This window comes from Streptomyces apricus (genome assembly GCF_008369065.1).
Taxonomy (GTDB): Bacteria; Actinomycetota; Actinomycetes; order Streptomycetales; family Streptomycetaceae; genus Streptomyces; species Streptomyces apricus.
This window is the reverse complement of record NZ_VDFC01000015.1, coordinates 262,042-273,637: the sequence shown is the minus strand read 5'-3', so window position 1 is coordinate 273,637 and position 11,596 is coordinate 262,042. Positions and strand designations below refer to the sequence as shown.

12 protein-coding genes are annotated in these 11,596 nt (G+C 74.0%); 5 read left to right on the top strand and 7 right to left on the bottom strand.

The window, feature by feature from the left end:
* Window positions 1-266: 266 nt before the first annotated feature.
* A complete protein-coding gene (locus tag FGF04_RS06250; RefSeq protein ID WP_223146349.1) occupies window positions 267-680 on the top strand; it encodes a winged helix-turn-helix transcriptional regulator in 414 nt (137 codons plus the stop codon).
* Between the two features lie 149 nt (window positions 681-829).
* Here FGF04_RS06250 and FGF04_RS06245 read toward each other — a convergent pair whose 3' ends face one another.
* Window positions 830-1,738 (bottom strand): LysR family transcriptional regulator, encoded by a 909-nt coding sequence (locus FGF04_RS06245; protein ID WP_149510207.1) that lies wholly within the window; start codon window positions 1,736-1,738, stop codon window positions 830-832.
* A 138-nt stretch (window positions 1,739-1,876) separates the two neighbouring features.
* Between FGF04_RS06245 and FGF04_RS06240 the strand changes: the two genes are divergently transcribed.
* Together FGF04_RS06240 and FGF04_RS06235 are read left to right on the top strand one after the other, a co-directional pair.
* Window positions 1,877-2,695: an inositol monophosphatase family protein gene (locus tag FGF04_RS06240; protein WP_149510206.1), complete on the top strand. Its 819-nt coding sequence runs from the start codon at window positions 1,877-1,879 to the stop codon at window positions 2,693-2,695.
* A gap of 33 nt (window positions 2,696-2,728) precedes the next feature.
* Window positions 2,729-3,325: an NADPH-dependent F420 reductase gene (locus tag FGF04_RS06235; protein ID WP_149510205.1), complete on the top strand. Its 597-nt coding sequence runs from the start codon at window positions 2,729-2,731 to the stop codon at window positions 3,323-3,325.
* Here the strand turns inward: FGF04_RS06235 and FGF04_RS39930 are convergent.
* On the bottom strand, window positions 3,294-4,271 hold the full coding sequence (locus tag FGF04_RS39930) for an ABC transporter permease subunit (RefSeq protein ID WP_223146348.1): 978 nt from the start codon (window positions 4,269-4,271) through the stop codon (window positions 3,294-3,296). The genes FGF04_RS06235 and FGF04_RS39930 overlap by 32 nt on opposite strands.
* Before the next feature lie 107 nt (window positions 4,272-4,378).
* Window positions 4,379-4,855, bottom strand: a complete 477-nt coding sequence (locus FGF04_RS06225) for an ATP-binding protein (protein ID WP_235882209.1) — start codon at window positions 4,853-4,855, stop codon at window positions 4,379-4,381.
* Window positions 4,856-5,105: 250 nt separating this feature from the next.
* On the opposite strand from FGF04_RS06225, the gene FGF04_RS42000 reads away from it, so the two are divergent.
* Both FGF04_RS42000 and FGF04_RS06215 read left to right on the top strand, forming a co-directional pair.
* Entirely contained in the window at window positions 5,106-5,396 is a 291-nt protein-coding gene (locus FGF04_RS42000) for an STAS domain-containing protein (RefSeq protein WP_235882208.1), read from the top strand.
* A 314-nt stretch (window positions 5,397-5,710) separates the two neighbouring features.
* A complete protein-coding gene (locus tag FGF04_RS06215) occupies window positions 5,711-6,043 on the top strand; it encodes an STAS domain-containing protein (RefSeq protein WP_149510203.1) in 333 nt (110 codons plus the stop codon).
* A 265-nt stretch (window positions 6,044-6,308) separates the two neighbouring features.
* Here FGF04_RS06215 and FGF04_RS06210 read toward each other — a convergent pair whose 3' ends face one another.
* The 4 genes from FGF04_RS06210 to FGF04_RS06195 all read right to left on the bottom strand — a co-directional run.
* Window positions 6,309-8,306 carry a M48 family metalloprotease gene (locus tag FGF04_RS06210; protein WP_149510202.1) on the bottom strand — a complete coding sequence of 666 codons (1,998 nt, stop codon included), beginning with the start codon at window positions 8,304-8,306 and terminating at the stop codon, window positions 6,309-6,311.
* The gene (locus tag FGF04_RS06205; RefSeq protein ID WP_149510201.1) at window positions 8,306-9,049 is read right to left on the bottom strand and encodes a hypothetical protein; all 744 of its coding nucleotides are present in this window, start codon (window positions 9,047-9,049) and stop codon (window positions 8,306-8,308) included. Before FGF04_RS06205 ends, FGF04_RS06210 begins: the two co-directional genes overlap by 1 nt.
* 46 nt (window positions 9,050-9,095) lie before the next feature.
* On the bottom strand, window positions 9,096-9,962 hold the full coding sequence (locus FGF04_RS06200) for a hypothetical protein (RefSeq protein ID WP_149510200.1): 867 nt from the start codon (window positions 9,960-9,962) through the stop codon (window positions 9,096-9,098).
* 162 nt (window positions 9,963-10,124) lie between these two features.
* A partial coding sequence (locus tag FGF04_RS06195; RefSeq protein ID WP_149510199.1) for an IucA/IucC family protein occupies window positions 10,125-11,596 on the bottom strand: 1,472 nt, incomplete at its 5' end.

Genomic DNA, 11,596 nt, shown 5'->3' with positions numbered 1-11,596 from the left:
GGGCCCCCGAAACGGGATACGGTCGCGGCGCGCATGGTCATGGTCTTCCTCCAGGGGCGGGCGGGTGCCGCCCGAGCGTCGGGMGGGGGTGACGTCCTGTCTCGCGGGCGCCGGCGGGATTCCACACAGGGGTCACGCCGGGACGATGTCCCGCTCCGCACCGATGGGGTCGTTACGTACGTTTGGTGCGTGGCCCCATGCTGCGTCAGCATGAGGAGGTCTACAAAAGGCACACGCGTGTGCGGAACCGGAAGGGCAGGTGCGTCATGCGGGCCGACGCGAAGGACGAGCGGGCCGCCGTGCCGGCGGGGCCGTGCGCCCGCTGGCCGGCCGAACAGGGCGAGACGATCCGGCAGATCGTGGACCGGGCCGGCGACAAGTGGACCGTGCTCGTGATCGGCACCCTGGAGCACGGCCCCCTGCGCTACACCGACCTGCAGAACGCCGTCACCGGCATCTCCCAGCGCATGCTCACCCACACCCTGCGCCAGCTCCGGCGCGACGGCCTGGTCACCCGCACCGCCTACCCCGAGGTGCCCCCGCGCGTCGAATACGCCCTGACCGACCTGGGCACCACCCTCCTCGACGCCGTCACCGCCCTCGTCGACTGGGCGGGCACCCACCACGACGAGATCCAGGACAACCGCGCCCGCCACGACGGCGAGACCACCGCCGGCTGAGGCGCGAGGTTCCCCGATCGGCCGGCGGTCGCCTCCCGTCCGGCCACGGAGGCGGCAACGGCTCGATCACTCGTCGATGCCGGTGGGGACGATCCGGTCGACGATGCCCGGCGCTCCCGCTTCCCGGTGGCGCATCATCGCCGAGACGCCTACGGCGGTGTCCCGTACGTGGTCAGCGCCGTGCGTGCCAGTCCGCGCAGCCAGGCGTGGGCGGGGTCGGATTCGTAGCGCTGGTGCCATGACAGGTAGATCGGCGCCGACGGCAGGTCGAGCGGGAGCGGGAGCACCACCAGGCCGAGGTCGGCGACCGCCGAGCGCGTGGTGACTTCGGGGACGCAGACCAGGAGGTCGGAGTCGCGCACGAACTCCAGCGCGGCCGCCTCCGTCGGCACGGTCGCCACCACACGCCGGGTGAGGCCGAGCCGCGCGAGGGCGTCGTCCAGGGCGTTGCCGAGGTTTCCGCGGCGCGAGACGGTGACGTGCTCGGCGGCGGCGTACCGCTTCGCGGTCACGGTCCCGACGCGGGTGAGGGGGTGCCCCTGTCGCACGACGACGGCGAGGCGGGTCTCGCCCACGCTCTCGGCCCGGATGTCCGGCGCGCCCGGCCGGTTGGCGTTCGCCTCCAGATCGACCTCGCCGCGCCGCAGCTCGGGGGTGTCGACGCTCGATTCCGCGACGAACCGCAGGCGCACGCCCGGCGCCTGTCCGCGCACGGCCGAGAGCAGCGCGGGACCGCTCAGGGTGACCAGGGAGTCGTGCCAGCGCAGGGTGAACGTGCGCTCCAGCGTCGCCAGATCGAGCTCGCGGCTCGGTGCCAGCACCCCCTGGACCTGGTGCAGCAACTGGTGCACCTGTTCCCGGACGGCGAGCGCGTACGGCGTCGGGGTCATCGTGCGGCCGGTGCGCACCAGGATCTGGTCCCCGGTCGTGCGCCGGATCCGGCCCAGGCTCCGGCTCATCGCGGGGGCGGTGACGTGCAGCCGCGCGGCCGCTCCCGTCACGCTCCCCTCCTCCAGCAGCGCGTCGAGCGCGGCGAGCAGATTCAAGTCCAATTGCATGTGAGTAATGCTAGCCGTGCCTGACATGCATTTGAAGTTAATCGTGGGGCTCTATACCTTCGAGAGCAGAGCGCGGGACGGAACGCACACCCCGCCTCGTCCCACCCCAACAGCCCCTCGACACAAGGGAGTACCGCCATGTCCGAAACGCTGCGGACCGCTGACGTCGCCGCCTCCGACGCCGACCTGCTGGACCGGACCGTGACCGCCGTGCGCGAGGCCGGGTCGGCGTTGCGCGAGCGCTTCGGCGAGGTGGTCGGCTACCGGAGCCGCGAAGAGCTGATGCGCGCGCTCGCCGTCAACGACGACACGGCCCTCGACATCCTGCGCCCGAGCCTCACGCGTCTGCGCCCGGACGCGGGCTGGGTGGAGGACGAGCTGGACGGCGGGGCGCTGCCGCCCGGCGAGTGGTGGGTCGTGGACCCGGCCGAAGGCAACGTCAACCACCTGCACGCCCTGCCGGAGTGGGCGGTGACCGCCACCCTCGTGCGGGAGAACCAGCCGGTGCTCACCGTGGTCCACCTGCCGCTGACCGGCGAGACCTACACCGCGCTCGCCGGCGGGGGCGCACACCTCGACGGCCGGCCGCTGCACGTCTCCCCGACCGCGGACCTCGGCCTGGGCATCGTGGCCACCAGCCAGGCCCGGCCGGACGAGGACGAGGCGGTCGTACGGCGCGTCGGCTCCTCGATCACCGCGATGCTCTTCGACGCGCTCGTCGTGCGCACCGCCGTGCCCGCGACCCTGCACCTGGTGAACGTGGCCGCCGGCCGGATCGACGCCTTCTGGCAGTTCGCCGGCGCCCGCGCGGACCTGCTGCCCGGGGCGCTGCTCGTCACCGAGGCCGGCGGACGGATCTCCGACGCCGAGGGCCGTCCCTGGACCCCGCAGAGCGGGAGCTTCCTGGCCGCCGCGCCCGGCGTCCACGCCGGGGCCGTCGCCACGCTCTCCCGCTGACCACCGTCGCACACAAGGAAGGACTTGATCACCATGACCAAGATCGCCATTCTCGGGAACGGCCGCGTCGGCAGCAACCTGGCCACGGCCCTCACCGAGGCGGGGCACGAGGTGACCGTGGCGGACCGCGCGCCGGGCGCCGCCGCCGAGGCCGCCCGCACCGCCCGGATCGTCATCAACGCCACTCCGGGCGACGGGTCGCTGGACCGGCTCGCCGCCCTGCGCGAGGAACTGCGCGACACGGTCCTCGTCGACGTCTCCAACGCCACCCTCGACGGACCGGACGGACTGCCGGCGGACCTGCTCTACCCCGGATCGAGCCTGGCCGAGCAGCTTCAGGAGGCGCTCCCCGAAACGCACGTCGTCAAGACGCTCAACACCATGCTCTTCCCGGTGATGACCGCGCCGGACCTGCTCGCCCAGGCGCCCGAGGTCTTCCTCTCCGGTGAGGACCCGCAGGCCAAGCAGGTCGTCGGTGACCTGCTCGCCGACCTCGGCTGGCGCAAGGAGTGGATCACCGACCTCGGCGGGATACGGACCGCGCGCGCCACGGAGGCCGCGATCCTGTTCGTGCCGCACGTGATCCGGGCCGGCGGATTCACGCCCTTCGCGATCTCCATCGCCCGCTGACCCGCGCACCGTCCGTCCGGGCCGGTGATCCCACCCGGACCGCGGCGAAGCCGCGCAGTCCCAGGCGGACCGTCAGGGCGGCGACCGCGGTGACGCCGAAGAAGACAGTGAGCCCCGGGTAGCGCCCCATGGCGTACGAGGCGGCGACCCACGCGGCGAGGATCACGAGGGTGTCGACGGGGCGGGACAGGGCGTACCACCAGGCCGTGCGCACCAGGGCGGGCACCGGCGCCTCCAGGTGCACGTACACGAAGGGCAGCTGGACCAGCGTGGCGGCGACCAGGGCGGTGGCCGCGACCGAGGCGGCGAACAGCGGGCCGGCGAGCGGGCCGCCGTGGGTGCGGGTCAGCCACAGGTCGAGGCTCAGCAGGGCGACAACGGCCGTGGCACCGTATCCGAGGGCGTTCGCCCGGAGCAGCACCGCGAAACACCGCGGCGGTGGCAGGGAAGAGCACCGCGACGACCGCGCCGCCCAGGGTGGCCGCGAGCCGGAGCAGATTGAGCCAGGCCAGGCGAGCCACCCGGCCGCACGCGGTGTGGGGGAAGGAGTCGGGCAGGGCGCGCAGGACGCCGAGACGCGGCGTGGTGAGGATGTCGCGTACGTCTCGACGGTGAAGTCCTGGATCAGCCCGACGGCGGCGCCGTAGCTGTGGTCGGGGAGGCCTTCGGAGACGAAGGCCTGGCGGAAGACGTAGGTCCGGACGACGTCGGCGGTGTCGTGGACGCCCGGGGTGTACATCCGCAGGATCTTGTCCAGGTCGACCGCGAGGATCCAGCCGATGGCTGGAATGAGCATTACGACCGTCACCGGCCGGATGGACGGCAGGGTGACGTGCCACATCTTCTTCCAGCGGTTCGCGCCGTCGACCCCGGCAGCATGATCGAGGCCTTGCGGCAGGCGGCCGAGATGGCCCGCACTCCCCTGCCGGGCGCCGGGACCGGTCACTGACCCAGCCGTCGCCCAGGGCTGCGGGCGATCACGCGGACGGCCGGCCGGCGGACCGCACCGCCCTTTCAGGCCGGGCCTTTGTCGGGCCTTTCAGGTCGGGCTTCTCAGGTCGGGGTGCGCAGGGAGGGCTCGCTGGGCGGATCGGGCAGGGCGATGTGTGCCGTGATCCGTTTGCCCACCGAGTCCGGCTGGATCACGAAGTACTCGCTCACCGCTTTGACGATCTCCAGCCCGTGCCGGCCGATCCTCGCCGGGTCGGACGTCAGCGCGACCGGCACCGCGAGCGCGCTGTCCCACATGGTGACCTCCATGCGCCGCGTGGTGATCCCCAGCTTCATCAGCACCGGTCCCGGCGCGTACTTGAGCGCGTTGGTGACCAGCTCGCTCACCACCAGCTGGGTCAGATCCCTCGCCCGCTCGGGCACCACCACCCGGTGTTCGTGCACCGCGCGCTCAAGGAAGGCCAGAGCGTGGCGGCGGGCCTGGCCGATGCAGCCCTCACCCGCGTCCAGCGCGTAGCTGGCCTGTATCAGGCGCTGTCCGGGCGTCGCACGGCCGGCGCCGATGCCCTCAGACTCCACGTTCTCGCGCCCTTCGCCTCATGCAGCCAACTGCTACACCTACCCACTGTCCGGCCGCCCACGCAGTCGCGGCCAGCCATTGGGCATCAGCCGCGTGTCGGGGCGCCCCGGTGGGGCACAATCGCCCTGCACGCCCGCACTCCCAGCCGGTGCAGCAGTCGACGAGACGGGGACCACCATTCACGACCCCAGCCCGGAAGACCGGCCCGCCGTCGACCGCCGCACCCACCACGACAGCGGCATCCGCGTCGTGAGCGCGCGGGGCGAGATCGACGCCGATCTCTGCCCCCGCCTCCAGGCCGCCGTGCACGTCGAGCCCGGCGCCCGCACACCGCGCATCGTGCTCGACCTCAGCCACGCGACCCTCCTGGACTCCAGCGGCATCAACGTCCTCGTCGCCGCCTACCAGGCGGCGGAAGGCGCCGGCGGATGGCTGCGCATCGCCGCCCCCGCCCTTCCCGTCGCACGCGTCCTGCGCCTGACCGAACTCGACACCGTCATCGACTGCTACCCCACCCTCGACGACGCCCTCACCACCTGACCACCACCGTACGACTGCAGCCCCTCGGGGCGTCGAGTCGCCGGGGGTGCGCCGTATTCCCCTCCGGGACATCACCCTTCCCACACCGCTGCAATGACCAGCTGTCCTGTCCAGGCACAGGTGCACTGTGCAACAGTGGAGGGACGAAGAGATCGACCGGTCCTCCGCTGCCTGCGCGCACGAGGTACTGGTTCACGGGCTTCCGGGCATCGCCCCCACCCCGGGCATTCGGACCCGCCATCGCCACCACGACCGCATGCATACGGCGGAGACGGCGGCCTTGGGCTCACAACCCCCGGAAGGGGGCGCCCGTCATGCTCACCACCACGATGCACGGCAGCGGCACGGTCATCGCCCCGCACGGCGACATCGACCACGAGACCCTGCCCGACCTGCTCGACACCGTCCCCGAACTCCCCGCCTCCGTCACCCACCTCACGTGGGACTTCCGGCAGACCGCCTTCATAGACGTCGCCGGCCTGCACCTGCTCGACCAGCAGCGCCATGCCTGCCGGGACGCGGACCGGGTCCTGGTCGTCACCCATCTCGCGGCCCAGCCCCTGCGCCTGCTGCACCTGGCGCACGAGCTGTGCCCCGCTGAGCACTGGGACGACTTCCTGCCCGACCGGGGTGCGACCGCCGCGTAGACCGTCGGGGACTTCGCCTTCACCGGCCAACTCCCCGAGCGCGTCCAGGAGGAGCTGCACCGCCGGACCGTCCACGCACGCCTGCGCACGCCCACGTATGCCTGCGCGAACGCGCCTGTACGCCGAATCGGGTGCGCCCGGCCGGGGCGAGCGGGCAGACTTGGGCCGACGGGGTTCAGAAGGCAGCCCCGGGGGGAGTCCCCCCGGAGGTCTCTTCCTGGGGGACTCCTGCGCTGCCGTGATACGCCGCGGTTGTACGGCTGCGTCACTGCTCCCGCAGAGTCAGGGACAGGCGCATCGACGTGTCGGCTGTGGAGGTCGACGCACGGCAGTCGGCCACGACCCGCAGTGCCTGTACCGACGCCCTGATCAGACCCAATCGCGGCGGCGCGTCCGCGTCGGTGACGAGACGGGCCTCCATCCAGGTCGTCGTGGTGCCGATACCGGTGCGCGTCGTGCGGCGGCCGTCGAAGAGGCGCGTCGTCGTGTTCGCCGCGGTGGAGTGGAGGACGGGTACCCGCGCGGTGTCCGCGGTGAGCCGGCCGTCCGGGTGCAGGGTCCAGCGGGTCGCGCGGAGACGGTCCCCGAAGTCCTGGGCCCACTGCGGGGAACCGGACAGGGTTTCGGCCGACACGATCGCCGCCGTGCGGAAGGTACGCGCCCCGTCCGGCAGCGGAGCGGCCGCCGTCCCCGTGGAAGCGCCGGGCAGGGCGCCGAAGGTGGGCAGGCCGGGAGGCCGCGCCGGAGCAGGCGGTGGCCCGGCACCGGGGCACGGAGTGGAGGTGGCGTCGGGTCGCTCCCTCTCCGGTGCCGTCGCAGACAGATGGGTGTTCCGCCGGTCGTCCGGGAAGAGGTCCTGCCCCGTGCCGGGTCCCCACGGCAGCGTCCCGAGGAGGAGCAGCAGCCCGGGCAGCAGCGCGGCGAGCGCGTAGGGCCGCGGTAGCCGGACGGCCCGCGCGGCCGGGGCGCTCAGGGCTGCCGGGGCCGCCGGGACCGTCGCGGCCGCCGGAGCCGTCGCGGCTGCCGGGGTGGTGAAGGTCTTTCCGGTCCCTCGGCGGCGTGCGCGGGCCCGTGCCGCGGTCGCCGTCGCCGTCGCCGTCGGCCAGAGCAGGACGACCGCCAGCGTCGCCCACCAGGCGGGATCAGCCGTGAGGGAGGCGTGGGCGAGGCCGAGCACATGCCCGGCGATCCGGTCCTGCCGCGCCCCCAGCAGCACGTACGCCGCCACGGCACCCAGCACGGCGAGCAGCAGTTTGGCCAGCAGGGCGAGGGGCCACAGCAGGGTCAGCAACGACTGCGCGGCGGGGTCCGACGCCCGCAGCGCGAACCGGACCCGTAAGGGGACCGGCGGGTGGTGGAGACGGGCGAGTCCCCCGCGATCCCCTTCCTGCGACGCGCGCAGAGCGCGTACGACGGCCTGCGCGCCGCAGTCCCGTACGGCGACGCGGTCCGCCGCCAGCTCGGCCGACCACAGCGCGGCGACCACGAGCAGGAGCACCGCAGGCAGGCTGCACAGGACAAGCACCACCTGGGCCAGGACCGGCCGCGTCGTGGCGTCGCCGGTGACGAACAGCAGGGTCACGGGCAGGCCGACCAGGACCGCGAGGACGTGGGGCCAGCGGCGGACGAGGGCGGTGAACGGGCTGCCGAGCCCGGCGACGTGCTGGTCCCCGTGGCGCAGGTGCCCGAGTTCGTGCACGAGGACCGCGCGTGCCGCCCGCGGGTCGGTGTGCCACAGGTGGACGAGCGGGGCGAAGACACCGACCCGCGCGGTGCGCAGGCCGGCCGGATAGACCCGGGCGAAGAGCCCGGACCGGGTGCTGACGCGCAGCTCGGTGCCGGGTGCGTACGCGTTCAGTACGGCCGTCATCTGCTCGTGGAAGTGCGGCACCGCCGTCCCGCCGGGGTCGGGGCCGGTCCTCGTCGGCGCCATCAGCGGGTGGTCCGGGGGCAGCAGTCCGTAGCGCCGCTCCACATAGCGGCAGCGTGCCCACGGGGCGAGCAGGGCCAGGGCAGCGGCGAGCAGGAAACAGAGCGGGAGCAGTTGCACCAGGCTGAGCATCGCGGTGACGAACCGCCCCCGCTGCGCACCGTCGATCTCCCCGAGGCCGCTCCCCCGGTAGGAGGCCTGGCCCAGCAGCCCGGGCACCTGGAGCACGAAGAGCACCAGGCACAGCCACAGCCAGGGCGGCGGCTCGGGCAGGGCGGTCCGGGGCACCGCGGGGGCGCGCCGGCGCGGGCGTCCGGCCGGTGCGGGGTCCATCAGGGGGGCGTCCCGCCCTCACCGGCGGAGGGTGCGGGGCGTGTCGGGCCGTACGGTCGGCGCAGACGGGACAGCAGCGCCGACAGGACGGACCCGGGCCCGGGTGAGCTCCGGGAACGGCGCCGGTCGCCGGTGGTCGCCTGCGGGGGCTCTCCGCCGACGAGCGCGTCGAGGAAGTCCGCCACCGCCGCGGGATCGTCCTGGGCGAGCAGCCGGGCCGTGACGCCGGCGGCCACCTCGTCGGCCGCCGCCGGTTCGAGACCTCTGGCCCGCAGCCGCCCGCTCATCCGCAGCAGGGCCCGCATCACCTCGACGTCCGGCGTCCCGGGCGGCGGTGGTTCGGCGGCGGCCTGCGGTGGCGCCTCCTCGCGCGTACGCCCCGGGGCGCGGGCGGCTCCCGAGGTGCGGACGGCCCCTGGGGTGCGGGCGGCCCGTTCGGCGCGCAGACCCAGGACGAGGGCCGTGGCCGACAGGGCGTTGCCCAACTGCGCGCTGCCCAGTGCCGCCTTGAGCGCGTCGGCCGCGCAGGCCAGGGCGTCCAGCACCGCCGGCAGGAGGGTGGCCGCCCCGCCGCCCATGCCGCCGGGCACCGATGCGCCGGTGGCGTAGAGCTGCCGTCGCACGGTGCCGCCGGTGGCGTACGCCCGGGTGGTCTGGGCCGCCAGACCGGCCTCGCGCGGCGCCGCCCAGGAGGCGATCCGCAGGCCCCAGTCGTCCAGCAGGTCGAAGTCAGCGGCCGTCATCGGTGCTCCCCGTCATGTGGCGGTCCCGGTCGTGAGGCGATCCTGGTCATGAGGCGGTCCCGTCGAACTCGAACCGGAACTCGATCAGGCTGTCGGTGCTGTCGCCCTCGGCCGTCAACGACGCCGTGGAGGAGTCGAGTTGGCCGGAAAAAGTGGTGTCCACGGCGAGCGGGTGCGGAGAGCCTCCCGGCAGGAGGCCCAGGTCGGCGCGGCAGGCCACCACCGGGCTCGCCCAGTTGAGCAGGTTCAGGGCCACCGCCTGAGCCGTGTGCGGATCGGTCAGCCGCGCGTCCAGTTCGCCGTCGGCCCAGCCCACGTCCCAGTACGTCAACAGCGTCTGCGGATCGCGGGAGTTGCCCGCGAGGTCCTCGCTCGAAGCGGTCCCGACGGCCGAGGACCAGAAGGACACCGCACCGGACTTCGCCGGATCACCCGCGGCGAACAGCAGCGAGAACGGGTTGTCCTCCGTCTCGTCGCCCGCACTGCGCGGGCGGCCGAGGTCGAGGGTGGCGTCCAGGGAGTAGCTCTGGCTGTCCGCGAGCCGGCGCGACCCGTCGGAGGCGCAGAAGTCGTAGACGTCGACCGAGACCTCGGCGGTACCGGAGTAGCGCGTGCCCCACAGGGCCGAGGCGTCCGACGCGTCCTCGGCCACCGGTTCCTCCTCCGGCTCCGGCGAGGACGCCGTCGCCGTGTCCTCGGTCGTCGGGGTCTCGACGGCCGAGGGGGTGTCGACGGGTGGCGACGTGACCGGCGGCGGCGCGGAGCCGGTGGTCCCGGCCGGGGCCGTCGACGCCCCGGCGGACTTTTCCTCCCCTCCGCCGCACCCCGTCAGCGCGGCGACCAGAAGGCCTGCGCACAGGGCGGCGGCCGCACGGGACCTGGTGGATCCGGACACCTCACGAACACGTGTCATGACAGGCATGACATCCCCTCCCCCTACCCGGCCGCTCCCCCAAGAGCCGTCAGGACTGGGGACGTTACGCTTCGCGGTCGCCCCACTACGCCCCACGGGTTCGTTTGTTACCTTTTCGTGCCGTTGGGGCCACCCCGGACCTTCCGTCCGCCGTTCCGCCGGTCAGGGGACGGTGTCCGGGACGGGGTCCGGAGGGCGGAGCGGGTTCGGGACGGGGCGGTAGCGCGCTGCCGCCCCGTCCGCGCCCGTCCAGCGCAGCAGCAGGTTCGTCTTGCCCGGCAGGACCGGGGACCGCAGCAGGTCCGTCACCTCGGGCAACTCCGGGGCGTGGCGGCCCAGTTCCCGGCGTGCCGGCTCCCACGGGTCGAACTCCGGGCACCGCTCCCGCAGCGCCTCCGCGATCTCCAGCAGGTTGTTCACGACCAGGCAGTACACCAGCCGTTCCCAGCCGGCCGCGCGCGTCACGTCCGGCAGCAGTTTCACGCCCTCGGCGTCCCGGAACAGCGCCCGTACCGGCGTCCCGGCACCGTCCACGGCCACCACCGTGTTCTGCAGGTGCGCTTCGAGGACGACCCCGTGCCGGGCGAACAGCTCCAGCACCGGCGGCACGACCTGGCGCAGGTACGCCGTCCACCAGGCCGCCGGATCGGCCAGGGTGGCCGGGGCGTCCAGGGGGTTGCCGTCGAAACCGACCGCGCCGCCCCGGCCCGCCGGACCCGTCGGACCGGGCGCACCCGCCGCGCCCTCCGTCAGTGCGGCCGCCAGCAGAGGGGTCGACCCGGGGGTCACGTGTCCGCCCAGACCGTCGCGCACGAGGACGGCCAGTTCCTCGAAGGCGAAGTCCGCCGTGCGGTACCCGCGGTCGCCGAGCCAGGCCGCGCCGCCGTCCAGCGCGCGGAACGCCGTCGCCACCGCGTCGTCCGTCCGGCGCAGCGCGAGGAGGTCGTGCCGCCACAGGCGCCGGATGTCGTTGGTGATGCGGACGTCGAGGCTGAACTTGAGGAAGAGGTCGGCGCCGGGGGCGTACAGGGTGCGGATCGCCGCCGTCGGCCAGGCGGACCACGGGGAGGACCCGAGCCGTACGAGGCGGCCGTCGGCGAACGCCTCGCGGATCCGCGGGGCGCCGCCGACGAGGTCGAGCTGCCACGGGTGGGCCGGAAGCAGGCGGTAGCCCTCCGGGGCCCGCCCCAGGGCGTCCAGGGCCCCGGTGTCGCCGTCCTGCACGCAGGCGTCCTCGCGCACGCCGAGCAGCACGAGCGGGAACTCGGCGTACGCCTCGGGCGCGTACGGGAGCCAGCCGGCGACCGGGCCGCCGCCGCGCGCCTTGGGGGCGGGGTGGTACGGATGACCGGTGACCAGGGACTGCTCGGAGCGCCGGTACGGGTCGGCGGGCGGGACCGCGCCCTCCCGGGCGGCCAGGACCGCCGCCACCGCGTCACGGCTGTCGGTCATCTCGGCGGGCAGTTCGGAGTTCGGCAGGCCGGTGTGCAGGCGCAGTTCCTCGGCGGTCAGCTTGACCAGTTCGGCGTGCCCGAGCGGCTGCCAGGCGCCGTCGGCGAACAGCTCGGGGTCGCCGGGGCGGCGTCCCTCGCGCACCCGCAGGAGCCGTCCGCCGGCCGGCAGCCGGTACACCC